The sequence below is a fragment of the Faecalimicrobium sp. JNUCC 81 genome, from assembly GCF_053667625.1.
Window position 1 is genome coordinate 2379001 of record NZ_CM132203.1, and the last position, 26511, is coordinate 2405511.

Consider the following 26511-nt stretch of genomic DNA (forward strand, 5'->3'; position numbering starts at 1 on the left):
TCCTATCCCCCTATTTTAGTTTTAAAGTTATTTTTTTCAAATAAATATTTAATTTCTTCTAACTTACTATCATTTGGTTTTTTAAAATCTGCTCCTTTATAATCTTTATAAAGTTTTTTATACTTATGAATTCCTATATTATGATAAGGAAGAAGATTAACTTTTTCTACATTAATATCTTTTAAAAATTCTATAATTTTTAATATTTCAATATTTTCTTCATCTACATTTACACCTTCTATTAAAGGTATCCTTACATTTATATTTGCTTTTTTCTTACTTAACTTTTTTAAATTATTTAAAATTAGTTCATTACTTTTTCCTGTAAATTTCTTATGTTTTTCATTGTCAATTAATTTTATATCATATAAGAATAAATCTACATAAGGAAGTATTTTTTCATAATTTTCAAATGTAGCATATCCACAAGTGTCAATTGCTACATTTATTCCTTTTTCTTTACAAGCTGATACAATACTTTCTATGTAACCTATATCTTGAGCCATTACTTCTCCTCCAGATAAGGTAACCCCACCTTTAGATTGTTCATAAAATATCATATCTTTTTCAATTTCTTTAACTAAATCTTTGATTTTATAATTATTTCCTACTATTTCTCTAGCATTATTTATACAATAATCTAAACAAGTTTCACAAAGCTGACACTTATTTTTTTCCAAATATATATCTTTTTCTTCTTTATATATAGCATCATGTGGACACTTTTTAATACAAGTCTCACATCGGCTACATTTTTCTTCATTATAAAGAACTTCTTTTTTATAAGATTGGCTCTCTGGGTTATGACACCAAGCACATTCTAGTGGACACCCTTTGAAAAAAACAGTAGTTCTTATACCTGGTCCATCATGTATACTACATTTTTGTATATTAATTATTAATGAATTGTTCATAATATCACCTATATTTTATTTTTATATGGATTTGGTGTAGATGTTACTATAATCTTTACCATTTTATTTGTATAATTTGCCCAGTTGTGATGCTGTAGGGAACTAAAATGTACACTATCTCCTGGATAAAGTTCGTATTCTTTATCATCTAAAAATAATGTTAATTTTCCTTCTAATATATAAATAAATTCTTCTCCTTCATGGCTATAAGATTGAATATCTTCATCACTATTATTAGGAAGTATTTCAACCAATCTTGGAAGTATTTGTTTATCATTTAGATTATTTGATAAATTGTACTGTATGCATCCAGAAGTACATATATTGTACACTTCTTTTTCATAGCTTCTTACTACTTGCTTATTTTTTATTCTTGGTTTTAAGAAAAAATAAGATAACTCTACATCAAAAACTTCAGCTATAGTTTGTAGCGTATCTGTAGCAATACTAGTTAATCCTCTTTCTAATTGGGATAAAAATCCTATTGATAAACTTGTCTTTTCACTTAAATCTTTTAATGTCATATTTTTATTTGTTCTTAATTGTTTTATCTTTAAACCTATATCCTCTTTCAATGTACACCTCCATATTTTACTTATACTATAAATGTACTATTTATAGTAATAAAATTCCACTATTTTTTATATTTTTATGAATTAATTTTAGTATTATCAAATTTTTTCTATTAACATAAAAAATAGTATTGCATAAATGCAATACTATTTTTTATGTGCTAATTTTCACTATATCTTATTCTATCTATTAAAGATTCCTTATCAAATATTTTATTTATTACATATCCTATAGCAAACTGAACTAATATCATAACTACTACAACTATTACAGCTGGAATTATTGGGAATTTATAAATCATATACTCAGCTCCTGTGTTATACATTACCTTATATCCAAGGTATCCGATAGCACTTCCAAATATTAATGAAGAAATTAAAGTTGATATTGTATAAAATACATCTTCTAATTTAAGCATTTTTAAAAGTTGTTTATCACTCATTCCAATTGCTTGTAGTATACCTATTTCTTTTTTTCTAGATATTATACTTGTTATCATAGTATTTATAAGATTTACTAAACTTATAAGTCCTATAATACCTATAAGTGAATATCCCATCGTATTCATTACTCCAAATGATGCTTTATAACTATTTAACTCATCTTTAAGTGAACTATACTCTAAATTTTTATGCTCATCTGAGATATTAGTTAAAACTTTACTTATAGCTTCTTCTTTATTTTTATCAACACTAATTGATATAGAATTTATATACTTAGGATTTTTTATAAAGTCTACACTAGTTATTATTCTTCCACCTAAATGATACTTTGTTCTTCCTTGAACTTTCACCTTTTTCTCTACTTTTTTATTATCTTCTTCTACAGTTACTGTTATTAAATCACCAACTTTAAATCCATGCCAATGTTCAGCTGAACCATTTATTAAAACTTCTTCTCCACTTTTTATTTTTTCTAAATTAAATTTACCAGAAGTTAAATCACTACCTGCAAGCTTTAACATATCATCAGTATAACCAGCTAACTCTAATTCTACATCTTTAAGCTCTGGCTCTAATTTTTTCATTTCTCCACCTATATTTGGGATAGTTACTCTAATTTCTCTTACCTCATCAATTCCCTCTACTCCATCTATGTTTTTTATATTATTTATAAAATCTTCATTTAATGGGTTATTATTTAAAAAATCAGCTTTTTCTTTTTCAAAATCATATCCAATATATTTATGGTTAAATGAAAAATCGCTTGATAACCCATACTTAACCATTTGCTCTGTATTTATACTCATCATGATAGTTGATGCTGCTATTATAAGTATTCCACTTAGTGAAAGTGATAACACTGTTATTAATGTACGTTTTTTATTTCTAGATAAATTTGCCTTAGTAAGTTTTAATATGTCTATATCTATATATCCTTTTCTTTTCTTTTTCTTATTCTCATTGCTACTTTCAATATATTTCATAGCTTCAACTGGCGATATTTTTGCTGCTATTTTACTAGGCTTTAGTAATGATATATAAACTGTTAATAATGTAAGTATAGCTGAGCCTATCATTATTAATACGTTAGTTTTTAAACTTAAATTTGACGCTTTTTCTCCCATTAATCCTAATATATTATTTAATATTAAGCTACTTATTATATATCCTAATATAATACCTAATGGAATTGCTATTATGGATAATATCATACCTTCTTTTATTATAATTTGCTTTAGTTGTTTTTTAGTACAACCTATTGCTTTTAATTTTCCAAAATCTTGTATCTTATTTATTATTGATATATAAAATATATTATAAATTACAAGAATTGCAGAAAACATAATTAATAAACATACTACTGATGCACATAAAACAGTTGTTGGATCTGGCTTCATCCACATTAAATACATATTATTTAAAACTGTATTTTCTTCTTTAAAACCTAAGCTACTTGATACTTCATTTATTTTTTCCTCTAATTCAATTCTTGATAATTTATCTTCATCCTTTATTCTTATATTTGCTCTTATTAATGTCTTATAATTACCCTCTTCAATAAATTTCTTTGAAACTACCACAACATGGCCATTATTTGCCTTTGAACCTTCATCTAAAGGAATCACAGCACTTAGTATAAAATCTTTTTCTATATAATTTTTATTTATATCATGAAATTTAAGCTTTATAGTTTGACCTACTTCATCACTATATCCTAATTTTTCAAGTCCGTATTTATCTAAAGCTATTTCATTTGATTTTGTTGGAGATTTACCTTTTATAATAGGCTTATTAGAAAGATTCATTGCATTTTCATCTACATATACAAAGTTAAAGAAAGACTCCCCGAGCTCAAATTTTCCAAGTTCGCTACTATTTTCTCCAACTATTTCTATATCTTTATGTACCTTTAATTTTTCTACTTGATCATCCTGTAATTTTCTATAATAAGCATGAGCTTTACCGTAACTCTCTATTGTACGCTCTTTTTGATTTTGCATCATAGTTAGTGCTATTATTCCAACTGATGTCAGTAATGTAGTTGTAAGTATTACTGTTATTATAGTCATTATACTTCTTAATTTATTTTCTTTTAAATTACTCTTTACTATATTATTGATGATGCTATTCATTTATAGCACCACCTTTTATAACTTTACCATCTTCTATATGTATAACTCTATCTGCCATTTGTGCTATAGTTTCATCATGGGTTATCATTACTAATGTCTGTGAGTACTTCTTAACCATGGTTTTAAGCATTGTCATAACTTCATCACTAGTTTTAGAATCTAAGTTACCAGTTGGTTCATCAGCAAGTATTATTGACGGTCTTGCTGCTAATGCCCTTGCTATTGCAACCCTTTGTTGCTGTCCACCTGATAATGTATTTGGTAAACTCTCTTTCTTATCTTCTAAACCTAATGTTTTTAGTACCTCATTTACAAAGTTAATATCTACTTTACGATTATCAAGTCCTATTGGTAATACTATATTTTCCCAAATGTTTAAACTCTGTATTAAATTATAATACTGAAATATAAATCCTATATTTCTGCTTCTAAATACACTTAATTTATCATCATTTAAAGAAAATATATCTTTATTATCTATGTATACACTTCCACTAGTAGGTCTATCTAATCCCCCTATCATATGAAGTAGTGTACTTTTTCCACTTCCTGATTTTCCTACTATAGCAACAAACTCACCCTGATTTATTTCTATTGATGTATTATCTATTGCTTTTACTATATTCTCATTTTTTCCGTAATATTTCTTTAAATTTTTAGTTTCTAATACTTTCATTTTACTTCCTCCCTATTTGATATACTTATATAATAAGAGATTAATCTTTCAATATAATGTCATTAATTATTGCATTTTTGCAATAATAGAGAGAATGTACTTCCTTTATCTATATTTTTACTAGCTATTACCGAGCCACCTTGAGCTTCTACTATTTTTCGACTTAAGTATAGACCAACTCCTGAACCTTCAATATACTTAGTATCTTTACCTCTGTAAAACCTTTTAAATAAGTTATTTATTTCCTCTTTATTTATTCCTATCCCATTATCTTTTATATCTATTCTTAGATAATTTATAGTCTGAGATATTTTAATATCTATATTTCCATCATTTTTTGTATACTTTACTCCATTATCTAAAATGTTAAATATAGCTTCCTCAGTCCATTTTTGATCATGATTTATATTTATATCTTCAAATTCATCTAAATTAATTTCAATATTTTTATCCATCGCCTTTATATAAATACTATTTATAGCTTTTATAATGGTTTTTTTTATGTTTTTACACTCTGGCTTTATTGTTATCATACTCGATTCAAGCCTTGATATATTAACAAGAGAGTCTATAAGATTATGTAATTTTTTTGTACTTTCTTCATTTTGAATTACAAAATTCTTTCTATCTTCTTTTGATATATCATCTTCTAATAGTATTGAATTATATAAACTTATAGATGATAATGGTGTTTTTAATTGATGTGATATATCAGTTACTAATGATTTTAGATTTTCTTTTTCATCATTTAACTTATATAACTGATTATTTAGTTTTTTTCCTAAATCTTTTATTCTAGATATTAAACTCATGAATATTCCATCTTGTTCAAATTCATCTTCAACTTCATAGTTATTTTTTATAAAATTATCTATATAATAAGATATATTTTCTATAGTTTTTATTACTTCCTTAAAGAATTTGCTTAATAAATTTATATTAAGTATTAAAGATATTATAGAAACAAGAAAAAATACAACTACTGATTTGTAAATTATAGCTTTACTATTACTACTACTTAAAATACTATCTTCTTTATATCCATATTTTTCTAATATATTTTTACCTTTTTCTTTTATACTTTCATCTTTATACTTAATAGCTTTTACAATATTAGCTTCATCATTTGGATACTCTAAGGCTAATTGTCCCACTATATTTTCAGTTAAATTAATTTGTTCCTTATATAATTTATCTAATTGTGTTATATGAAATATATTTAAAATTAATACAGATAACAAAAATACTAAACTAATTTTTATAGTTAACTTTTTTAATAATGGCTCTTTTCTAAATATGTTTATCACTTTTTAACACATCCTTCAGCCCAAATGTATCCTACTCCTCTTACATTTTTTATGTATATCGGATCTTTTATATCATCTTCAACCTTTTCTCTTAATCTTTTTATATTAACTGCTACTGCATTGTCATGCACAAACTGTCCATCACATTCCCAGATACAATCTAATAATTGATCTTTTGTTAATATTTGTTTACTATTTTCCATCATATATTTAAGAAGCTTGTACTCATTTTTAGTAAGTGTTATTTCTTCATTATTTTTTATTAATTTTAGATCTTCTAAATAAAAAGTTATATCTTTAGATACCATGTATTTAAAGCTATACTCTTCTTTACTTACTCTTTTCATAAATGCATTTACTTTTGATATTAATACTATTAAGCTAAAAGGTTTTGTTATATAATCGTCTCCTCCAACGTTATACCCATTAACTATGTTTACTTCTTCATCAAGAGCAGTTAAAAATATTATAAATACGTCACTTGTTTTTCTGACTTCTTCACAAAATAACAATCCATCTCCATCAGGTAAATTTATATCTGAGATAATTAAATTTATATCATTTTTATAAAAAAATTCATTTGCTTGTCCTATATTAAATGCAGAAAATACATTATGCCCCTCTCTTTTTAGCATAAAGCTTATACCACTGTTTAAAGATTCATCATCCTCTAATAATAATATATTTTTCATATACCCCTCCTAAATTACATTGATCGCTATTTTTAATTATACTTAATAAACTCTAGAAAAACTATATAATATATACCTTTTAAAATTCATAAATTATTATTTTTAGCACTATGTTTAATTACTTGCAAATATTTTACTTTATATATACAATTACTTTAATAGTGTATGAAGGGATTGATTTTTATAAAAAAGGAAAATTATTTTAAGAAACTTCAAAAACTTATTTGGATAGATATTGGTATATTTACAGTAGTTTATATAATAGGAGCTATAATTCTTGAAGTGTTTAAGATTCCTATTAATAGCATTTTGGCATGGCTAATTTTAGGTGGTATACCTATTTTTTTAGTTATTAGTGTATATTCTAAGTTAGTTAAATTTCCTTATGAATGTAGAAACTGCTATCAAGTTTTTAATATTAAATTTAGAGATATGTTTGCTTTGCATACCGGTGATACTAGAAGGCTTAAATGCCCATTTTGCAATAAAACTACCTGGGCTAAGATTAAAATAGATTAGTTTATAGGGGGATAATTCATGAAAGAAATTTTACTAAAAAATTACAAGAAAGCTATAATAAGAAAAGCTAATTCAAAAGATGCTCAAGAAATAATTGACTATCTTAATAAAATTGGTGGTGAAAGCGACTTTTTAACTTTCGGAAAAAATGAATTTAATATAAGTTTAGAAAATGAAGAAAAATATATAAATTCTCATGAAGATACAAATAATTCTATAATGATAGTTGCATTAGTTGATGGAGAAATTGTAAGTATTGCTTCAATTACTTCCGTTCAAAAGGATAGACTTAAACATGTTGGTACTCTTGGGATTAGTGTATTAAGTAAATATTGGGGACTTGGTATTGCTAATGAAGTTATGGCTTATCTAATAAATTGGGCTAAATCTAATAATATAACTAAAAAAGTAGCTCTATTGGTTAGAGAAGATAACTTTAAAGCTATTACTTTATATAAAAAATTTGGGTTTAAAGAAGAAGGTACTTTAAAAAATGATATTTGTATAAATGACATTTACTATAATACTATAAGTATGTCATTATTATTTTAAGGCTATGATTTTATATCATAGCCTTTTATATTATTTATAAATTTATTAATTTTTTATTTATAATAAATGCTTATTCTTCTCAAATTCTTCTTTTATTTCTTTAAGAATTTCATCATCCACTAAAAGTTTTAAAGCTGTAATTGATAAAGTTTTTGCTCCAATTATTAAAGCTTCATCTCCTTCTTTTGATGCTGATGCTTTGCAAAATTCTTCTGTATGACCTATTGAACTAGATGGTCCTATTTTTATATGTGGATGAAGTGTTGGAACTATATGGCTTACATTTCCAGCATCTGTCGAACCAAATCCACTTTGTTTTTCAGTACATATTTCATGACCTAGATCATTTATAACATTAATAAAGACTTCATTAAATTTATTATTTACATAAAAATTGTCTACTTGATTTTGGAAAAAGTTTATATTAACACTCGCTCCTGTACTTAATGCTGCTCCATTAGCTATAGCCTTTATTTTTTTAGTTACTTCATCTAATGTTTTTCTAGTTTGTGCTCTTATATAAAATCTAGCTTTTGCATATTCCGGTACTATGTTTGGTGCCTCCCCTCCATGTGTTATTATTCCATGTATTCTAACATCATCAGGTACATGTTGTCTAAGTGCATTTATTCCATTGAAAAGTTGAATTACTCCATCAAGTGCATTTATTCCTTTTTCCGGACAAGCTGCTGCATGTGCTGGCTTTCCTATAAATTCAAAATCTATAGGATCAACTGCTAAACTAGTTCCCGTAATTGAAGTTTCATTTGATGGATGTATCATTAAACAAGCATCAACATTATCAAATAAATTAGATTTTACAAAGCTTCCTTTAGCACTACCATTTTCTCCACCTTCTTCAGATGGGCAACCAAATACAATTACTTCTCCACCAATCTCATCGATTTTTTGAGATAAAGATATAGCCGCTGCACAGCTAGCTACTCCGATTATATTATGTCCACAAGCATGACCAAGACCTGGCAAAGCATCGTATTCCGCTAAAAATCCAATAGTTTTTCCTATATTAATTTTAGATTTTTTCTTTGCTATAAATCCAGTAGGATGACCTGCAATATTAGTTTTTACATCAAACCCATTTTCTTTTAATAAATTAGAAAGTGTTTCGCAAGCGAAATATTCTTCATTTCCTATTTCAGGATTGCTGTGAATAGAATGACTTACATTTATATAAATTTCTTTATTTTCATTTATTTTCTTTATTAAATCATTCTTTATATCTTCTAGATTTAATTCTTTTATATCTATATTTAAATTTCCCATATTATTTTCCCCTTATTTTAATTATCAAAATGCTGGTATAGACTCTCCCTTAAATACTTTATTTATAGCATCTTTTATTTCTTGTGACTGATAAGCTTTTACTACCTTTTTATAAATATCATTATCTTTATCTTTACTTCTTACTGCAATTAAATTTATATATGGCTTTGACGTCTCTAAGCTTGAATCTTCAATAAATAAAGCATCATTTGTTGGTGATAATTTAGCATTTACAGCTACTCCACTATTTATAACTGCTACATCAATATCTTGAAGTGATCTTGGTATTTGAGTTGCTACTAATTCTTTTATTTCAAGATTTTTAGGGTTTTCAGCTATATCTTTAAGAGTTGGAAGTAAACCTACATCTTCTTTTAGTTTTATTAATCCTGCATTTTGAAGAAGTATTAAAGCTCTTCCTAGGTTTGTAGCATCATTTGGAACTGCAATTGTCGATTTATCTTTAATTTCATCAAGTGATTTTAATTTCCCAGGATATATTGCCATTGGTGCAAATACTGTATCTCCAATAGCTGTTAATTCTAATTTTCTCTCATTTTTAAAATTTTCTAAATATGCGTGATGTTGAAACGCATTTAAATCAATTTCTCCCTCATCAAGTGCTATATTTGGCTTTATATAATCAGAGAAACTAATTATTTCTAAGTTTATATCTTCTTTTTTTAATTTTTCTTTTACTAAATTCCATATTTCATGTTCTTCACCTGTAACTCCTAGCTTTACAGTTTTTTTATCGCTATCTTGTGTGTTAGTACATCCTACTAAACTAACTATTGATATTATTATTGTTAAAAGTAATGTAATTATTTTTTTCATATTAAAATTCCTCCTTTAAATTAATGACTAAGTTTTTTAAGTAGTATATCTCCAAATCCTTGAACAATATTTACTAAAATAAGAAGTATTATTACCGTTACTATCATTACATCAGTTTGAAAATATTGGTATCCATATCTTATTGCAAAGTCTCCAAGTCCACCACCACCAACAGTTCCAGCCATTGCTGATAATCCAATCAAGCTTATTGTTGTTATAGTAATAGCATATACAATTCCAGTAAGAGCCTCTGGTAACATAACTCTATAAATTATTTCAATTGGACTTGAACCCATAGATTGAGCTGCTTCAATTACGCCACTATCTATGTCTAAAATTACCGATTCAATTTGTCTTGCAACAAATGGTGTTGAGCTAAATATAAGTGGTACTAATGCTCCTAATGTACCTATAGTGGTTCCTACAACAAGTCTAGTAATTGGCATTATTGCTGCTAATAAAATAATAAATGGTATGGAGCGTAGAGTATTTATTATTTTACCTAAAATATTATTTATAATTTTATTTTCTAATATTCCACCTTTTCTTGTTGCTACAAGCGTTACTCCTATAGGGAACCCTATTAATGTTGAAACTATTCCCGATACAAAAACCATATATAATGTCTCAAATAATGCTTTTATCATTTCAGGATAAAGATTAACTACATTGGGTATTAGTGTTTTTAATGTTTCTATCATAGTCAATTACCTCCAAACTAATATTATGTTCTTTAAGATACTTATCTGCATTTAGTATATTTTCAATTTGACCACTTAACTTTACAATTAAATTTCCTATTGGAACATTTTTTACCATTTCTATATTTCCAAATAATATACTTGCGTCGATTTTAAACTTTCTTGATATTTTTGATATAAATGCCTGACCTGTATTTTGACCAACAAAAGAAATTTTAGCTAAAACTTCATCTTCACTTATATCTTGAATAAATAAGTCTTTTTTTAATAAATCATATATTTTATTATTTTGAAATAAAGTTGAAATAAAGTCTTTTGTAACATTAGCTTTTGGATTTGAAAATATTTCAAGTATATCTCCGTTTTCAACTATATTCCCATTTTCCATAACCGCAATTTTATCACATATTTCTTTTACTACATTCATCTCATGTGTGATTATAACTACTGTTAAATTAAGCTTTTCATTAATATCTTTTAATAAATTAAGTATTGAATGTGTTGTTTGAGGATCAAGGGCTGAAGTTGCTTCATCGCATAAAAGTACTTTTGGATTATTTGCTAGTGCCCTTGCAATTGCAACTCTTTGCTTTTGACCTCCACTTAACTGAGATGGATAACTAGTTGCCTTATCACTTAATCCGACTAATTCTAAGAGTTCGCTAACCCTTAATTTTATTTCATTCTTGCACAATCCATTTCCTTTTAATGGATATTCTATGTTTTGAAACACAGTTTTTGACTTCATAAGATTAAAATGTTGAAAAATCATACCTATGTTTTTTCTACTTTCTCTTAATTCTTTATTTGATAAAAGTGTAATATCTTTATCTCCTATAAAAACTTCTCCACATGTTGGCCTTTCAAGTAAATTTATACAACGAACTAATGTACTTTTCCCAGCTCCACTAAATCCAATTATTCCGCATATTTCTCCTTCCTTAATCTCTAAATTTACACCCTTTAATGCTTCAACCACATTTTTTCCTGATACATATGTTTTTTTTATATTTTTTAGTTTAATCAAATACATTCCCTCCTTTTTAACCAAATAAAAAATCTTCTTCCCAAAAATGAGAAGAAGATTTTTAACGTTTATATTAATATACTTCCCCTCATCTTTCAGGATTAAAATCCTGTTGGAATTAGCACCACACCATTTAAGGTAGGTTGCTGAGACGTCATAGGGCCATTCCCTCGGTCTCTCTTGATAAGGTTTTTTATTTAATTTTCAAAATATTTTTATTTATGAAACTAATTGTATATTTTAAAACATACATTGTCAATTATAAAATTTTATTTATATATATTTTTTTATTTTCTTTATACCACAAGCACTTTCTCTTATTGTAACTTCTTTACTTAAACATATATTCTAACTGTTTATATCTTTATGCTTAAAAGTATTGTAACAATGTAAAAGTTCTCTACTATCAAATATGTACTTTCCACTTATCTGAGTATAATAAGTCCCTGTAGATTCATATATATCCTTTACTTTTTGAGTTAAATTTTTATGGTAATATCTTAATTCTTTGTACTCTTTTTTTAATTTATCTGCAGTAAGCCAAATTTTATTTGATGATATATCAGCTAATTTGACATTTTCAAATTTAATATCATTTTTTTGACCATATACATATAGCTCTGCCATTATATCTTGTAAGTTTTCGTTAGTAAGATCCCTTTTTAATTTTATGTAAGTAATTGCCCCCATACCATCAATACCTCTTTCTTCTAATCTTTCTTGTTTTATTAAGGCATCTAATGGTTGACGTTTTATATACACATAAGATTTATCTTCAAGGACATAAGAACCTCTATTATACTTAGCCGGTTTATATACAACAAGTATTGGACAGTATTCTCCGCCAACTTCTTCATCATTAAAATCAATTATATCTTCCTTATTGTTTAAATCATACTCACTAGACATACTTCCATATCTAGACTTTGATTTTAATGAATACATTTTAGAATTTTTAACACTATCTATTATCTCTTTTAAATAGTACTTATCTATAACACCACTATTATCGTATGAATTATTTATATAATTTTTTTTAACTTCTTCTCTCATAGAATTTATTTCTTCTATATCTATACCAAAGTATGACACTAGTACTTTAAATCTTTCTTCTAATTTATATATATCTGTATTTATGTAAGGTAGGATTTTATGTAAATTGTCTTCTGATTTGATTTTCATAAGTTGATTTCCTATTTCACTAGAACTTATACTGCTATTTTTATCAAATAAATATTTGTTAATATTTTCTTTTAAATCTTCTATACTTGTGTATATTCTAATATAATCTTGTAATATAGATTTTTCACTATTTATATTTTTTATAATTTCTTTTGGCATATCTATATAAGTATTCTTTTCTTTTATACATAATTTTAGGTTATTATCTGTTAAGAGTTCTTCTGTGCATTTAACTACGTTGTCTTTATCCATTTTAATTCTCCTTATTACTTAATTCTATCTAACATTATACATATAAATAAAAAAATAATCTATTTAAACTCTCATTTTTATAATAAAAAAGCAGTAAGAATTGATTAAAATTCTTACTGCTCTTATATTATAAAAGTTTAATTATTTCTTTTTTTAAATTTGCTATATGTTCTAATTTATCTTCGTTATAGAAATCTTTATCAACTACAAATTCAGATTTAACCTTTGAAGGTTTATTTGATATAACATAAATTCTGTCAGATAACATTATAGCCTCATCTATATCATGAGTTATAAGAAGTATAGTAGCATTTACTTTGTTCTTAACATCTAATAGCCACTTTTGCATTGATGCTTTAGTTATAGAATCTAATGCTCCGAAAGGTTCATCTAAAAGCATTATGTCATTAGAATTTATATATGTTCTTAAAAAATTAGCTCTTTGCTTCATTCCTCCAGATAATTCACTTGGATATTTTTTTTCATATCCTTCTAGACCAAACACTTTAAAATATGATTTAACTTTCTCATATGCATTATTTTTATTTGTATTTTTTAAAATCAAAGGTAATGACACATTATCTATTATCGTTTTATATGGAAGTAATAAATCTTTTTGATACATATAACTTAATCTTCCATTTATATCAATACTTCCACTGCTAAAATCAGTTAAGTTTGCTACAATATTAAATATTGTACTTTTTCCACATCCACTTGGGCCAAGAATTGATACAAATTCGCCTTCTAAAACTTTTATGCTAATATCTTCTAAAATTTTAACTTCATCATAGTTTTTAGATATATTTTTTATGTCTATCTTAACCTTTTTACTTTGGTAAGAATTCATTTGTATAAGCCTCACTTGCTTTCATATCTTTATTTATTACTTTATAATCTTTTAAGAATTCTGTATAGTTATCCCATACACTATCTTTCATTTCTCCCCATCTAGCTGCATCGTCTTTATACTTAGTCGCTAAGTATTTTTGACTTTCTATTGCTAATTCTTCATTTATCTCTGGAGCGTGCTTAACTAATATTTTAGCAGCTTCAGTAGGATTTTTTATTGCATATTCATATCCTTTAGTAGTTGCTTTTAAAAACTTTTTAGCTAACTCTGGATTCTCATTAAGTAATTTTTCACTAGATATTATAACTGGAGTATAGTAATCTAATCTTTTATCTAAATCTTTTAAAGCTATATAATCAAGTTCTATTCCTTTTTGTTTAGCTTCTATTCCTGTCCATCCTTCAAATATCCACGCAAAATCTATATTCTTCTTTACAGCTGTAAAGAAATCATCATCTCCAATATTAACTACCTTTAAATCTTTAAAATCTTTTCCTGAATTTTTCATAACTGCATCAAGTATAGCATCTTCAGAAGGAGAACCCCATCCACCATATGTTTTACCTGCAAAATCTTTAGCTGAAGTTATATTTTTATCTTTTGGTGCAGCAAATCCTGATGTATTATGCTGTATAACTGCTGCAACTGCCTTTATTGGAAGTGGATCTTCACTAGTCTTAGCAAAAGTCATTTCCTCTTGATAACTTATTCCAAAATCAGCTTTTCCAGTAGCTACTAAAGTAGCAGCTCCTCCATCTGCTGGTTGTACTATTTCAACATCTAATCCCTCTTCCTTAAAATATCCATTTTCAAGTGCTACATATAGTCCTGTATGATTAGTATTTGGAGTCCAATCTAGTACCATAGTAACTTTTTGATTTTTATCTTTGTTATCTATATTTTTATTCTCTTTGCTACATCCTGATAACGTACCTATTGTAAGTGCACTTATTAATCCTAATGATAATAATTTATTAAATTTCATAATATCCTCCCTAATTCTTATGCTTAAGTACTACTTTTTTTATAGCTTGCATAATTGCAACAAATACTAAGCTAAATATTACTACTAATATAGTTGATGCAAAAACTTTATCTAGTGCATAAGCACTTTTTGATCTTACCATATATACTCCAAGTCCCTTAGTTCCTCCTAGCCATTCAGCTACAGTTGCAGCAACGACTGCGTAAGTTGCTGATATTTTAAGACCTGAAAAAAGTTTATCCATAGACATTGGAAACTTAAGATGTATAAATGTTTTGAATTTATTAGAGTTCATAGTTTTAAACAAATTCAAATAATCTTTGTCTATATTTTCTATCCCATCTACAAAATTTATAAGTATTGGGAAAAAACAAGTTAATGTTACCATTATTATTTTAGGCAGTGAATCAAATCCAAACCATATTATAAGAAGCGGTGCTATAGTTATAGTTGGTATAGTTTGAGATACAAGCATTATTGGATAAAAACATTTTTTAAATAATGGTATAAAATCCATTAGTATACCAATGCTTATTGATAATATTATTGAGACTACAAAACCAATTACTGCTTCATTTAAGGTTACTATAGTATGTGTATATAAGTTTTGGTAATCCTTAAAAAAAACTTGTACAATATCACTTGGTGATGGTAGCACATATTGTGGTATATCATATATATTTACAGCACCTTGCCAAATAACCAATATAAATAAAAATGTAAGTATAGGATATAAACTATTTTTTATTTTATCTATGGTTTTTAAGTTTTTCATCTATTGTTATGCCTCCAGCTTTTTCATCTACTCTAGCTATTGTTATAACTCTTTCGCATCCAAGGCTAAAAGGTATTTTATGTATTACTTTTAAAAGGTCAAATACTTCATCAAATTCACCTTCTATAGTAGTACTCATAGCTCCAATTTCATATTTTAATCCACTCTTTGAAATTTCTTCTATACAAGCATCTACTACTTTGTACATTTCTTCTTCCCCACCATAAGGTCTTAGGGGCATTACAGATACATCTGCTATTACCATTTAAATCATCCTCTCCAGATTATTTTGTCTTAGTTATGATATATTTTGAAGCCTTTTGCCCTGTTAAGTTTTAAATTAGGTCAGTAATTTTATATGATAATAAAAAAGCCTTATCCCATTAAGGATAAGACTTATACTATCTTTTTCTTGTCTCCCTACGCTGGCATTATCCAAACAGGTTAAAGGGTCGAGATTATAATCTCCTCTCAGCAATTAGCTCCCCTGATATATTCATTTGCAACTTGATTATACTATACTTATCATATTTTAACAATTATTTTATAGTTACCCAAATTTATATATCTCTATCAATTATTTATATAAATTTTAATATTTAATAATATTTTGTTAATATAAATCAACTTCTGTAATATAGTATATAATATATGTATATATTTATGCAAAACTAGGAGGACAACAATGTTAGACGATTTAAAAAATAAATTTAAAAATTATAAACCTTATATAAATGGGTCTAGTGATATGAAAAAAGCTTCTGTCTTAATACCTATAGTAAAAAAAGAAGATTCTTATTATATACTATTTGAAGTTAGATCTAAAAATCTAAGATCTCAACCTAATGAAATATCTTTTCCAGGTGGTAAAATAGAACTAGGTGAAGATCCTTATAATACGGCAATTCGTGAGACTTGCGAAGAACTAGGAACATTTAGTGATAATATTAAGATTATATCTGAACTTGACTTACTTGTAACACCGATGAATCTTATAGTTCATCCTTATTTAGGTTATATAAAGGATATTAGAGACTTAAATATAAATAAAGATGAAGTTGATCATATTTTTTTAGTACCTCTTGCTTATTTACTAGAAAATAAACCAACTTATTTTGATAACGAGATACAAATTATTCCTCATGATAATTTTCCTTATGATATAATACCAAACAAAAGAGATTATAAATTTGCTGTAGGCAAATATGATGTTTTCTTTTATAAATATAATAACTATGTAATTTGGGGAATAACCGCAAAAATATTAGAAAACTTCTTAAATTTAATAACTTCTTAAAGAAGTTATTTTTATTTTTACAAAACAAAAGACACTAGATTTAATAGTTATATCCATCAAACCTAATGCCTTTTACCAAAGCTTTTACTTTTAGTAAGCTTTTCCTCTCTTTGACTTTTATTAAATAGAACTTACAAATTAGTATATAAATCACCTATTGGTAATTGATTACAAAACTAAAAGTAATATATTAAAATGAGGTTGTTTTAATATATTTAATCTATTTAATATGATATCTCATTGATATCTCATCATCTATACCCCCAATAGATACTAGTAAAAGATTAGGTATTATCCTAGCTTTTATCTAGTAAGTATAGATACATAATTAACTTTCATTAACTATGTAATAATATATTAACCAATTGTTAAATTTAAATTCATTTTATTTTTATTTTTTATAAAAAATTTATTATTTGAATTAAAGTTACTTTTCATAAATATTTAACATTATATATATTTTTTAAATTTTAGTTGACATTTACTAATTATATATATATCATAAATATTAAATAATGCTATAACAAATCAATACCCGATTGAAGCTTTATAGAAGAGTTGTCAAAATGGCACACCGAAGGAGTTGCACTCTCAGGTACTTTTCCTTATAAAAGTAGGACTGTAAAGCTTAGGGAACTCTGGAGAGACCTATTATAGGCGCCGAAGGGGCAAGGCAATAACGCTCAATCTCTCAGGCAAAAGGACAGGGATAACATATTTTTTATTAATGTGCTTATTGTGCTTTAATTTAAAGTATCCTAGTGTATATCCAGAGCTAAATCTTTTAGATTTAGCTTTTTTTATTACACATATTTCGTTAATCACTTTATTAACTACCTGTCAATTAAAACTCTATTGATTTTAGGGCATAAAAAATAAGGAGTGTTTTTTATGAATTTAATTGATGTCTTTAACAAAATCGACTCTTTTATATGGGGTCCACCATTACTAGTTCTTTTAGTTGGTACTGGTATATTATTTACTTTTAAACTTGGTTTCTTACAAATAAGAAAGTTACCTCAGTCTTTAAGACTTATATTTAAGGCTGAAAATAGTGGTACTGGTGATATTTCAAGCTTCGGTGCTTTATGTACCGCACTTGCTGCTACAGTAGGAACAGGAAACATCGTTGGTGTAGCAACTGCTATAAAAGCAGGTGGTCCTGGTGCTTTATTTTGGATGTGGCTTGCTGCCTTCTTTGGAATGGCTACAAAATATGCAGAAGGTCTTCTTGCTATAAAGTACAGAGTAAAGGACTCAAACGGAAATATCTCAGGTGGTCCAATGTATTATATCGTAAATGGAATGGGCGAAAAATATAAACCTCTAGCTATATTTTTCTCTGTAAGTGGTATATTAGTTGCTTTACTTGGAATAGGAACTTTTACACAAGTTAATTCTATAACAGATTCTATAAACGGAAGTTTTGGTGTAGATCCTAAAATTACAGGTGTTATTATCGCAGTGCTTGTTGCGTTTGTAATATTTGGAGGATTACAAAGCATTTCTAATGTAGCAACTAAAATCGTACCTTTTATGGCTACTGTGTATATATTAATATGTTCTTTAATAATTATAACTTTCTTTAATAAAGTACCAGAAACATTTGTATTAATAATAAAAAGTGCATTTACTCCAACAGCTGCTTTTGGTGGATTTTTAGGTGCTACTGTATCAATGGCAATTAGAAATGGTATCGCTCGTGGAGTGTTTTCAAATGAATCTGGACTTGGTAGTGCTCCAATAGCTGCTGCTGCTGCAAAGACTGAATGGCCAGCTGAACAAGGACTTATTTCTATGACAGGTACTCTTATCGATAGTTTAATAATCTGTTCTCTTACAGGGTTTGCTCTTATATTATCTGGAGTATGGCAATCAGATTTAAATGGAGCACTTATGACTCAATCTGCTTTTGAAACTGTATTACCTTCTATTGGACCATTGTTCTTAACAATTAGCTTAAGCTTATTTGCTTTTACTACTATTCTTGGTTGGAGTTATTATGGAGAAAGATGTTTTGAATTTTTATTTGGAGTCAAAGGTATAAATGGATATAGAATGTTATTTGTATTAATGGTTTTACTTGGAGCCTTCTTAAAGCTCGAGCTAGTGTGGATAATAGCTGATATCGTAAATGGTCTTATGGCTATTCCAAACTTAATAGCACTTATTGCACTTTCACCTATAGTAGTTTCTGAAACAAAATTATATTTTAACTATATAAATTCTAATAAAGATTTAAAAAATACACAAAAAACTACATAATGAACAAAAGGGCATTTAAGATAACCCTTAAATGCCCTTTATAAATCTTCAAACTCTTCTAAAAATATTTTAACTATATTAGGATCAAACTGAGTCCCTGAACATCTTCTAATTTCTTCACATGCTTTTTTATTTGATATCTTATCTTTATATAGTCTTGAACTAGTCATTGCATCATATGAATCAAGTACACATATAAGTCTAGCTAAATATGGAATTTCTTCTCCTTTTAATCCTAGAGGGTAACCATCACCATCCCATCTTTCATGGTGAGATAATATACATTTTGCGATATGAGCTATTTCATAATTTGACTTCGCAATTCTATATCCCTTCTCCGAATGTGTTTTTATAGTCTTATATTCTAAGTCCGTTAGCTTACCAGGTTTTAATAAAATATCATTAGGTATTCCTATTTTTCCTATATCATGTAAGGTTGCTGCTAAAATCAGTTCATCGGTACGCTCTTCACTTAAATTCATCTTATTAGCTAGTCTTTTAGCGTATGTTACTACCCTATCTGTATGTTCCTGAGTATCTATACACTTTTCTTTTAATGTATATTGTAAAGATAATAACAAATAGCTTTTAGAGTTACTTTGGCTTTGAAGTTTTTGTCTATAAACTTCATCTTCGGCTTCCTTTAAAACATCATCTATGCTTTGATTTAAACTCCTCTTTGTAGAGCATCCTAAAGATATACTAAGTGGTATATCCTTATGTTCTTCCATTTTGCATACATATTTTATTTTTCCACATAATGTTTTTGCTTCTTCATATTCAGTATTTGGTAGCAAAATTACAAACTCATCTCCACCCCAACGAACTATTATATTCTCTTTTTTACACACCTTTTTTAAAATATTGGTTATTTTAATTAAAAGTTCATCTCCTTTTAAATGGCCTAATGTATCATTTACTATCTTTAACCCATCAACATCTCCAACAATTAGACTAAGAGGAAAATAGCTATCTTTATTCATATCTTCTACTTTTTTATCGAAATAGGCTCTATTGTAAACCCCCGTAAGCTTATCTCTATAACTAAGCCTTTTTAAATCTCTTTCAAGTAATATTCTTGATGTTATATCTCGCGATACACCTACAATACCCCAAACTTCTCCTTTACTATCCAGTACAGGAGTTTTAATACTTTCCATATATTTTATATTCTTGTTATCTTTTATCTTAATACGGTTAACTTCTTTTGTTTTATTGTGAATTACTCTACTATCTGTTTCAACAATCTTTTTTATAAGCTTACTATCTTTTACTATCTCTATATCCTTTTTATTTATAACATCTTCTTTTTCTAGATTATAGTAATCTTTCGCAAATGCTATATTACAATCTAAATAAGTACCTTCTATACTTTTATAAAAAATTGAATCTGGTATAGTGTCCATTATAGTTTTCAATAATTTTTTTTGTCTTATTATTTCTTCTTCATCTTTTTTTCGTTCTGTCTGATCCTGATGTATAGCCAGAAAACCAATTATTTTGCCTTCATTTTTTATTGGAGCTATATAACATTCTAAAAATAAATTACCTTGATATCCTGTAAATAATTTGGCTTTGTCTAATTTTAAAACCTCATCATAATTACCTGTATATTCTATTGCTAATTCTTTTTCGTATAAATCAAATAAAGTTTTTCCTAAAACTTCTTCTTTAGATTTATTTAGGGAATCACAAAAAAACTTATTTGCAAAAGCAAATTTTCTATCTATACTCATCATCCATATTGAATATGGAACTGTATCTAATAGTAACTCTAATAAATTATTAAACATCTATACTTCTCCCATATTATTAATTTACTCTCCAAAAAGTCCTAAGACATATAATCTTAGGACTTTAATAATAAACCCTTATAATTTTTTGTTTTTTATACTTCTAAAGTACCATTTAACGAGAATGTCTTTGGATCATTTATCTTTACCATAACTAATTTACCAACTAAGTCTTTACTTCCCCCTGTAAAGTTCACTAATTTATTTTGTCTAGTTCTTCCAGTTAATACATTTTCATCTGTTTTGCTTGCGCCTTCAACTAAAACCTCAACTGTTTTACCTTTATAGCTTTCATTTATATCAGCACATATTTCATTAACTTTATTTAATACTCTATTAAACCTTTCGTGCTTTATGCTATCTTCTATTTGGTTTTCCATTTCAGCTGCTGGTGTACCTTTTCTCTTTGAATATATAAATGTAAATGCAGAATCATATCTTACTTTTTCAACTACATCAATTGTATCTAACAAATCTTCTTCAGTTTCCCCTGGGAATCCTATCATTAAATCTGTAGAGAAAGCTATTCCTGGAACTTCGGCCTTAGCTTTTTCTATTATTTCTAAATAATATTCTTTAGAATAGTGTCTATTCATTTTCTTAAGTAAGCTTGTACTTCCACATTGAACTGGTAGATGCAGGAATTCACATACCTTATCACAATCTCTCATAGCATATATTACCTCGTCTGATATATCCTTTGGGTGAGAAGTCATAAATCTAACTCTTTCAATTCCTTCTATATCATTTACCATCCTTAAAAGCTTTGCAAATGTTATTTCTTCTTCTAATGTTTTTCCATATGAATCAACATTTTGACCAAGTAGAGTTATTTCTTTAGTTCCATTTGCAACTAATTCTTTTATTTCATTCATTATATCTTCTGGTGTTCTACTTCTTTCTCTACCTCTTGTATAAGGAACTATACAATAAGTACAGAAGTTATTACAACCATACATTATATTTACAAATGCTTTAAGTTCAAATTTTCTACTACTTCTAAGGCCTTCTACTACCTCTCCATCAACATCCCAAACATCAACTAGCATTTTACTTGCACCCATTGACTTAGTTAATAGCTCAGGGAATTTATATAAATTATGAGTACCAAATACTAGGTCTACATGATTATATTTTGATTTTAATTCTTTTACAACATGAGGTTGTTGCATCATGCATCCACAAACAGCTATTTTTAAATCTGGATTTTTTCTTTTTGCTAATCTTAAATGTCCAAGATTTCCATATACTTTAAGTTCTGCATTTTCTCTTACTGCACAAGTATTGTATATTATTAAATCACACTCATCCACCATCATTCCTCTATCATATCCCATTTCTTCTAACATAGATGATAATTTTTCAGAATCATGTTCATTCATTTGACAGCCAAAAGTTTGTATCATATATTTAGGCTTAGTTTGATGTATTGCATAAAATCTACTATTATTTTCTGCTACTACCTCTATAAATCTATCTTGTTCTTGTATTTTTTCAATAGGAACTTGTACTTGTTTTCTTTTCCCCATAGTATCTCCTCCTTAGTTATAAAACCTTATAACCACAAATATTAAAAATTATTTTTTAATTTTAGTATATTTACTTAAACTTAAGTTAAATATAGCTTTCTATTTTTATAAATTTTTCCATTTAAATTAATATTTTTAGATTAATATTTAAAATTTCATTTGAAGTTTATTATATCAAATTTGAATAATTTTTAAAAGATGTTAGATTTAAGTTTTAAGTATCAATATTTATATATTGGAAATAATAAATTTATTATATCATTTTGAAAGAGGATAATAAAATGGTTATAGTTTTAATAAGAAGTATTATATTATATATAGCAGTATTAATATCACTTAGAATCATGGGAAAAGGCGAAATTGCTGAAATGAATGCCTTTGACTTAGTTATAACATTCTTACTAGCAGAAGTTGCATCTATTCCAATGGAAAATAATAATATTCCTATAATATATGGAATTGCATCTATAACTGGTCTTGTTTTTATGCAAACTTTTATATCTTATTTCGCTTTAAAAAGCAGAAGACTTAGCTCATTCTTATCTGGTAAACCTGCTATTTTAATTAATAAAGGTAAAATTGATTATAAAGTTCTAAAAAAAGAAAGAATAACTATTGATGAAATTTTTGAACAACTTAGAGTTCAAGGTTTTTTTAGTATTAAAGATGTTCAATATGCTATTTTAGAAACTGATGGAAATTTAAGTGTAATTCCATCACCTGATCATGATAGTAATTCTTCTAAAGAATTTAAACATTTACCAATATCTTTAATAATAGATGGTCAAATAATTAATAATAGTCTTAAGAGTGTATATAAAGATAAAGAGTGGCTTTTTGATATTTTAAAATCTAATAATATCGATAATTATAAAGATGTTTTAATTTGTATATTAGATGAAGATGATAATATATTTATTCAAAGAAAAGATGTCAACTAAGTTGAGGTGATTACATTGAAGTCTTTTGTTTATGTATTAATATGGACTATTCTATTTATAACATTTGGATTTTACGTTACAAATGAAGTTGGTGATTTTACAAATGATTATAAAAATAAAGTTACTATAATAGAAAACTATATAGAAGAAGATAATTGGAATAACGCTAAGATTGCATTAAAAGAAGTCTCTAGTTCTTGGGATAAAGAAAAATCTCCTTGGTATAAACTATTAAACCATGAATCTTTTGACTTAATAAGTCTCCATTTTAACATACTAGATAAAAGTATAAATACTAATGACAAATCGAAAGCACTAGAAAATATAGAAATAATAAAAGTTACATTAGGAAATATATTAGAAAGTGAAAAATGTGATTTAAACCATATTCTATAAATATAAAAAGTAGGCTCAATTTTAAAAGCCTACTTTTTATATTTTTAAACAGTTTTTTCTACTGCTATTTCCTCGTATAAATCATTTTCGCAAAACTTATTATTCGCTTTTAGTGCTTTTATTTTAAGCGGTAATGTAAATAAATTTATAAATCCTTGTGCATCTTCATGATTATAAAGATTGCTATCTCCAAATGATGAAACAGATTGTTCATAAAGTGCATTTTCTGTAAATATTCCAGCTGGTTTTAAATTTCCTTTATAAAGTTTAATTTTTACACTACCTGTTACATTATCTTGTGTTGTTTCTATAAATGAATCAATTGATTCTCTTATTTTTGTATACCATAAACCATTATATATAAGTTCTCCATACTTTAATGATATTTGATGTTTAAAATGCAGAGTTTCTTTATCTAAAGTTGCACTTTCTAACATGTTATGAGCTTCATAAAGTATAGTTCCCCCTGGAGTCTCATATATTCCTCTTGATTTCATTCCTACTAGTCTATTTTCTACTATGTCAATTACACCTATTCCGTGCTTTGCCCCTATATAATTTAATGTATTTACTAGGTTAACTGGAGAAAGCTCTACTTTATTTACTTTCTTAGGTATTCCCTTTTCAAAATATATTTCAACGTATTCACTTTCTTCAGATGCATTTTCTAATGAGCAACATTTTTTATATATATTATCTTGATGTTCATTTTCTAGATATTCTATATCCCCTCCTTCTGTTGATATATGCCAAAGATTTGCATCTACTGAATAAATCTTTTCTTTAGTTGCCGTTATTGGTATATTATTTTTATTGGCATACTCTATTGCGTCTTCTCTTGATTTTATATCCCAAATTCTCCAAGGAGCTATTATTTTTATACTTGGATCTAGTGCAGAAATAGATGCTTCAAATCTTACTTGATCATTACCTTTTCCTGTACATCCATGACATATATATTTTGCTCCTTCTATATGTGCTATTTCTACTAACTTTTTAGCTATAATAGGTCTTGCTAAAGATGTACCTAATAAATATTTACCTTCATACTTTGCCTCAGCTTTTATGGCTTTAAAAATAGTTTCTTTTACAAATTCTTCGCTTAAATCATTTATATAAACTTTGCTAGCTCCACTTTTTACTGCTTTTTCATGTACTTCATCCATATTTTCATTTTGACCTACATTTGCGCAAACAGCAATTACCTCTATATCATAACTTTCTTTTAACCACGGTATTATAATCGATGTATCAAGTCCTCCTGAATATGCTAATATAACTTTTTCTTTCATAATCTTTACCTCCTATTATTTATAATTTTTATATTTAACTTCATTAGCTTTTTAATTACTTTTTCTATAGCTTGTGTAAAATAAAAAAAGCCTCTTAGTATAAAAATACTAAGAGGCGAAATTTACCGCGGTACCACTCTTATTGATAAATTATACTTATAATTAGAATTTTGTATAAAAAATACAAAATATATATAATAAAAAACGCCTCTTGGTTAAAACCAAGAGACGAATTATTATCCGCGTTACCACTCTAATTGATAAAATATATTTATCCACTCTTTCTCTTAAGGCGAGACTCACCTACTACCTTACTGTATGTTCAGATAGTATTCTCCAAAGCTCTATTCACTTAAGTTTCTTTACTAGGCTTCCACCATCCCTAGCTCTCTATTAAATACATTTAAGCTACTCTCTTTTTCATAGAATTTTAAATATTAAATTAATAGTTTTAATCTTGTAAATAATAGTAGTTCAGATTATAGTTAATGTCAATCATATAAATTTATTTTTATAAATTTAATATTTTACCTTATAAAGATATAATCCTTTTGCTGGTGCTGTATCAGATGCTTTAGTTCTATCTTTAGCGTCTAACATGTCTTTTATATCTTGTGGAGATTTTTTTCTTAAACCTACTTCTAATAATGCTCCTGCTATTATTCTCACCATATTGTATAAAAATCCATCACCTTCAACATAAATTTCTATGACATTATTATTTTCTTGTATTGATATAGATTCTATAGTTCTTATGTTTGATTTTTTCTTAGATTTTGATGATGCAAAACTAGTAAAATCATGTTCACCTATTAAAAATTGACTCGCTTCTTTCATTAAATCTAAATCTAATCTTTTAGATATATGAGTTGTATATTTTCTTAAAAACGGATCATGCACTTTGTTATTATATATTTTATATAGATATACTTTTGATTTAGCATTATATCTACTATGGAATCTTTCTTCAACTTCTTCTAATTGAGTAACTACTATATCTTCTGGCAAATACTCATATAAATATGCTTCCATTTTTTTTATGGACATATCAGAATTTGTTTTGAAATTTGCAACTTGTCCATAAGCATGTACTCCCATATCAGTTCTTCCTGAACCTATTATCTCAATATTTTCATCAGTCATTTTACTAAGTACTGATTCAATTTTTCCCTGTATAGTCATATCATTATCTTGTAATCTTTGGAAACCTTTATATCTTGATCCATCGTACTTTATTGTCATTTTTATATTCTTCATATTCTTCCTCTTTCTAGAAATAGTTACTAATTATAAT

25 protein-coding genes, 3 riboswitches and 1 other annotated feature are annotated in these 26511 nt (G+C 26.7%); of the genes, 6 read left to right on the forward strand and 19 right to left on the reverse strand.

Features of this window, described 5'->3' with window-relative positions; translation table 11 throughout:
• Nucleotides 1-2: 2 nt before the first annotated feature.
• From JNUCC81_RS11905 to JNUCC81_RS11930, 6 genes are all read right to left on the reverse strand, one after another.
• Nucleotides 3-914: a trans-4-hydroxy-L-proline dehydratase activase gene (locus JNUCC81_RS11905; protein WP_454093673.1), complete on the reverse strand. Its 912-nt coding sequence runs from the start codon at nucleotides 912-914 to the stop codon at nucleotides 3-5.
• 8 nt (nucleotides 915-922) lie between these two features.
• Entirely contained in the window at nucleotides 923-1489 is a 567-nt protein-coding gene (locus JNUCC81_RS11910; RefSeq protein WP_454093674.1) for a helix-turn-helix domain-containing protein, read from the reverse strand.
• Between the two features lie 158 nt (nucleotides 1490-1647).
• Nucleotides 1648-4062: an ABC transporter permease gene (locus tag JNUCC81_RS11915; protein WP_454093675.1), complete on the reverse strand. Its 2415-nt coding sequence runs from the start codon at nucleotides 4060-4062 to the stop codon at nucleotides 1648-1650.
• Nucleotides 4055-4738: an ABC transporter ATP-binding protein gene (locus tag JNUCC81_RS11920; RefSeq protein WP_454093676.1), complete on the reverse strand. Its 684-nt coding sequence runs from the start codon at nucleotides 4736-4738 to the stop codon at nucleotides 4055-4057. Before JNUCC81_RS11920 ends, JNUCC81_RS11915 begins: the two co-directional genes overlap by 8 nt.
• A gap of 62 nt (nucleotides 4739-4800) precedes the next feature.
• Entirely contained in the window at nucleotides 4801-6045 is a 1245-nt protein-coding gene (locus JNUCC81_RS11925; protein ID WP_454093677.1) for a sensor histidine kinase, read from the reverse strand.
• Nucleotides 6042-6737: a response regulator transcription factor gene (locus JNUCC81_RS11930; RefSeq protein WP_454093678.1), complete on the reverse strand. Its 696-nt coding sequence runs from the start codon at nucleotides 6735-6737 to the stop codon at nucleotides 6042-6044. Before JNUCC81_RS11930 ends, JNUCC81_RS11925 begins: the two co-directional genes overlap by 4 nt.
• Before the next feature lie 165 nt (nucleotides 6738-6902).
• On the opposite strand from JNUCC81_RS11930, the gene JNUCC81_RS11935 reads away from it, so the two are divergent.
• Both JNUCC81_RS11935 and JNUCC81_RS11940 read left to right on the forward strand, forming a co-directional pair.
• Nucleotides 6903-7256, forward strand: a complete 354-nt coding sequence (locus JNUCC81_RS11935) for a hypothetical protein (protein WP_454093679.1) — start codon at nucleotides 6903-6905, stop codon at nucleotides 7254-7256.
• 18 nt (nucleotides 7257-7274) lie between these two features.
• Nucleotides 7275-7808 (forward strand): GNAT family N-acetyltransferase, encoded by a 534-nt coding sequence (locus JNUCC81_RS11940; RefSeq protein WP_454093680.1) that lies wholly within the window; start codon nucleotides 7275-7277, stop codon nucleotides 7806-7808.
• A gap of 57 nt (nucleotides 7809-7865) precedes the next feature.
• Here JNUCC81_RS11940 and JNUCC81_RS11945 read toward each other — a convergent pair whose 3' ends face one another.
• The 9 genes from JNUCC81_RS11945 to JNUCC81_RS11985 all read right to left on the reverse strand — a co-directional run bounded on the left by JNUCC81_RS11945 (nucleotide 7866) and on the right by JNUCC81_RS11985 (nucleotide 15969).
• Complete coding sequence (locus JNUCC81_RS11945; RefSeq protein ID WP_454093681.1) at nucleotides 7866-9092, reverse strand: M20 family metallopeptidase; 1227 nt, start codon at nucleotides 9090-9092, stop codon at nucleotides 7866-7868.
• Nucleotides 9093-9116: 24 nt separating this feature from the next.
• Nucleotides 9117-9929, reverse strand: a complete 813-nt coding sequence (locus JNUCC81_RS11950; RefSeq protein ID WP_454093682.1) for a MetQ/NlpA family ABC transporter substrate-binding protein — start codon at nucleotides 9927-9929, stop codon at nucleotides 9117-9119.
• Between the two features lie 20 nt (nucleotides 9930-9949).
• A complete protein-coding gene (locus JNUCC81_RS11955; protein ID WP_454093683.1) occupies nucleotides 9950-10630 on the reverse strand; it encodes a methionine ABC transporter permease in 681 nt (226 codons plus the stop codon).
• Nucleotides 10590-11663, reverse strand: a complete 1074-nt coding sequence (locus JNUCC81_RS11960) for a methionine ABC transporter ATP-binding protein (protein ID WP_454096397.1) — start codon at nucleotides 11661-11663, stop codon at nucleotides 10590-10592. Before JNUCC81_RS11960 ends, JNUCC81_RS11955 begins: the two co-directional genes overlap by 41 nt.
• A 79-nt stretch (nucleotides 11664-11742) precedes the next feature.
• A riboswitch (SAM riboswitch) is annotated at nucleotides 11743-11847 on the reverse strand.
• 158 nt (nucleotides 11848-12005) lie between these two features.
• On the reverse strand, nucleotides 12006-13091 hold the full coding sequence (locus JNUCC81_RS11965; protein ID WP_454093684.1) for a hypothetical protein: 1086 nt from the start codon (nucleotides 13089-13091) through the stop codon (nucleotides 12006-12008).
• Between the two features lie 127 nt (nucleotides 13092-13218).
• Complete coding sequence (locus tag JNUCC81_RS11970; RefSeq protein WP_454093685.1) at nucleotides 13219-13941, reverse strand: ABC transporter ATP-binding protein; 723 nt, start codon at nucleotides 13939-13941, stop codon at nucleotides 13219-13221.
• Entirely contained in the window at nucleotides 13922-14929 is a 1008-nt protein-coding gene (locus JNUCC81_RS11975; protein WP_454093686.1) for an ABC transporter substrate-binding protein, read from the reverse strand. The genes JNUCC81_RS11970 and JNUCC81_RS11975 overlap by 20 nt, the downstream gene beginning before the upstream one ends.
• Before the next feature lie 10 nt (nucleotides 14930-14939).
• Complete coding sequence (locus JNUCC81_RS11980; RefSeq protein ID WP_454093687.1) at nucleotides 14940-15704, reverse strand: ABC transporter permease; 765 nt, start codon at nucleotides 15702-15704, stop codon at nucleotides 14940-14942.
• Nucleotides 15679-15969 carry an MTH1187 family thiamine-binding protein gene (locus tag JNUCC81_RS11985; RefSeq protein ID WP_208332352.1) on the reverse strand — a complete coding sequence of 97 codons (291 nt, stop codon included), beginning with the start codon at nucleotides 15967-15969 and terminating at the stop codon, nucleotides 15679-15681. Before JNUCC81_RS11985 ends, JNUCC81_RS11980 begins: the two co-directional genes overlap by 26 nt.
• Nucleotides 15970-16104: 135 nt before the next feature.
• A riboswitch (TPP riboswitch) is annotated at nucleotides 16105-16203 on the reverse strand.
• 186 nt (nucleotides 16204-16389) lie between these two features.
• Here JNUCC81_RS11985 and JNUCC81_RS11990 point away from each other — a divergent pair.
• Nucleotides 16390-17001, forward strand: coding sequence for an NUDIX hydrolase (locus JNUCC81_RS11990; protein ID WP_454093688.1), 612 nt, complete (start codon nucleotides 16390-16392; stop codon nucleotides 16999-17001).
• 628 nt (nucleotides 17002-17629) lie between these two features.
• Nucleotides 17630-17718: riboswitch (glycine riboswitch) on the forward strand.
• Between the two features lie 174 nt (nucleotides 17719-17892).
• Nucleotides 17893-19266, forward strand: coding sequence for an alanine/glycine:cation symporter family protein (locus JNUCC81_RS11995; RefSeq protein WP_454093689.1), 1374 nt, complete (start codon nucleotides 17893-17895; stop codon nucleotides 19264-19266).
• A gap of 38 nt (nucleotides 19267-19304) precedes the next feature.
• Here JNUCC81_RS11995 and JNUCC81_RS12000 read toward each other — a convergent pair whose 3' ends face one another.
• Nucleotides 19305-21059 carry a sensor domain-containing diguanylate cyclase/phosphohydrolase gene (locus tag JNUCC81_RS12000; protein WP_454093690.1) on the reverse strand — a complete coding sequence of 585 codons (1755 nt, stop codon included), beginning with the start codon at nucleotides 21057-21059 and terminating at the stop codon, nucleotides 19305-19307.
• A gap of 95 nt (nucleotides 21060-21154) precedes the next feature.
• Nucleotides 21155-22588: a tRNA (N6-isopentenyl adenosine(37)-C2)-methylthiotransferase MiaB gene (miaB, locus tag JNUCC81_RS12005; protein WP_454093691.1), complete on the reverse strand. Its 1434-nt coding sequence runs from the start codon at nucleotides 22586-22588 to the stop codon at nucleotides 21155-21157.
• Nucleotides 22589-22869: 281 nt separating this feature from the next.
• On the opposite strand from miaB, the gene JNUCC81_RS12010 reads away from it, so the two are divergent.
• The gene (locus JNUCC81_RS12010) at nucleotides 22870-23529 is read left to right on the forward strand and encodes a DUF421 domain-containing protein (RefSeq protein ID WP_454093692.1); all 660 of its coding nucleotides are present in this window, start codon (nucleotides 22870-22872) and stop codon (nucleotides 23527-23529) included.
• 15 nt (nucleotides 23530-23544) lie between these two features.
• Nucleotides 23545-23925 carry a DUF4363 family protein gene (locus tag JNUCC81_RS12015; protein WP_454093693.1) on the forward strand — a complete coding sequence of 127 codons (381 nt, stop codon included), beginning with the start codon at nucleotides 23545-23547 and terminating at the stop codon, nucleotides 23923-23925.
• A 44-nt stretch (nucleotides 23926-23969) separates the two neighbouring features.
• Here the strand turns inward: JNUCC81_RS12015 and JNUCC81_RS12020 are convergent, their stop codons facing one another.
• Together JNUCC81_RS12020 and truA are read right to left on the reverse strand one after the other, a co-directional pair.
• Nucleotides 23970-25217: an argininosuccinate synthase gene (locus JNUCC81_RS12020; protein ID WP_454093694.1), complete on the reverse strand. Its 1248-nt coding sequence runs from the start codon at nucleotides 25215-25217 to the stop codon at nucleotides 23970-23972.
• Nucleotides 25218-25438: 221 nt separating this feature from the next.
• Nucleotides 25439-25650 (reverse strand) — a binding site (T-box leader).
• 86 nt (nucleotides 25651-25736) lie between these two features.
• A complete protein-coding gene (gene truA, locus JNUCC81_RS12025; RefSeq protein WP_454093695.1) occupies nucleotides 25737-26474 on the reverse strand; it encodes a tRNA pseudouridine(38-40) synthase TruA in 738 nt (245 codons plus the stop codon).
• Nucleotides 26475-26511: the final 37 nt, after the last annotated feature.

Bases quoted from the DNA above. Each gene is read 5' to 3' on its own strand.
- JNUCC81_RS12010 (WP_454093692.1), top strand. From the start codon at position 22,870: ATGGTTATAGTTTTAATAAGAAGTATTATATTATATATAGCAGTATTA.
- JNUCC81_RS11990 (WP_454093688.1), top strand. From the start codon at position 16,390: ATGTTAGACGATTTAAAAAATAAATTTAAAAATTATAAACCTTATATA.
- truA (WP_454093695.1), bottom strand. From the start codon at position 26,474: ATGAAGAATATAAAAATGACAATAAAGTACGATGGATCAAGATATAAA.
- JNUCC81_RS11940 (WP_454093680.1), top strand. From the start codon at position 7,275: ATGAAAGAAATTTTACTAAAAAATTACAAGAAAGCTATAATAAGAAAA.
- JNUCC81_RS11915 (WP_454093675.1), bottom strand. From the start codon at position 4,062: ATGAATAGCATCATCAATAATATAGTAAAGAGTAATTTAAAAGAAAAT.
- JNUCC81_RS11905 (WP_454093673.1), bottom strand. From the start codon at position 914: ATGAACAATTCATTAATAATTAATATACAAAAATGTAGTATACATGAT.
- JNUCC81_RS11995 (WP_454093689.1), top strand. From the start codon at position 17,893: ATGAATTTAATTGATGTCTTTAACAAAATCGACTCTTTTATATGGGGT.
- JNUCC81_RS11980 (WP_454093687.1), bottom strand. From the start codon at position 15,704: ATGAAAAACTTAAAAACCATAGATAAAATAAAAAATAGTTTATATCCT.
- JNUCC81_RS11920 (WP_454093676.1), bottom strand. From the start codon at position 4,738: ATGAAAGTATTAGAAACTAAAAATTTAAAGAAATATTACGGAAAAAAT.
- JNUCC81_RS11960 (WP_454096397.1), bottom strand. From the start codon at position 11,663: ATGTATTTGATTAAACTAAAAAATATAAAAAAAACATATGTATCAGGA.
- JNUCC81_RS11945 (WP_454093681.1), bottom strand. From the start codon at position 9,092: ATGGGAAATTTAAATATAGATATAAAAGAATTAAATCTAGAAGATATA.
- JNUCC81_RS11970 (WP_454093685.1), bottom strand. From the start codon at position 13,941: ATGAATTCTTACCAAAGTAAAAAGGTTAAGATAGACATAAAAAATATA.
- miaB (WP_454093691.1), bottom strand. From the start codon at position 22,588: ATGGGGAAAAGAAAACAAGTACAAGTTCCTATTGAAAAAATACAAGAA.
- JNUCC81_RS11975 (WP_454093686.1), bottom strand. From the start codon at position 14,929: ATGAAATTTAATAAATTATTATCATTAGGATTAATAAGTGCACTTACA.
- JNUCC81_RS11930 (WP_454093678.1), bottom strand. From the start codon at position 6,737: ATGAAAAATATATTATTATTAGAGGATGATGAATCTTTAAACAGTGGT.
- JNUCC81_RS11965 (WP_454093684.1), bottom strand. From the start codon at position 13,091: ATGGATAAAGACAACGTAGTTAAATGCACAGAAGAACTCTTAACAGAT.
- JNUCC81_RS11985 (WP_208332352.1), bottom strand. From the start codon at position 15,969: ATGGTAATAGCAGATGTATCTGTAATGCCCCTAAGACCTTATGGTGGG.
- JNUCC81_RS12020 (WP_454093694.1), bottom strand. From the start codon at position 25,217: ATGAAAGAAAAAGTTATATTAGCATATTCAGGAGGACTTGATACATCG.
- JNUCC81_RS11955 (WP_454093683.1), bottom strand. From the start codon at position 10,630: ATGATAGAAACATTAAAAACACTAATACCCAATGTAGTTAATCTTTAT.
- JNUCC81_RS12000 (WP_454093690.1), bottom strand. From the start codon at position 21,059: ATGTTTAATAATTTATTAGAGTTACTATTAGATACAGTTCCATATTCA.
- JNUCC81_RS11935 (WP_454093679.1), top strand. From the start codon at position 6,903: ATGAAGGGATTGATTTTTATAAAAAAGGAAAATTATTTTAAGAAACTT.
- JNUCC81_RS11950 (WP_454093682.1), bottom strand. From the start codon at position 9,929: ATGAAAAAAATAATTACATTACTTTTAACAATAATAATATCAATAGTT.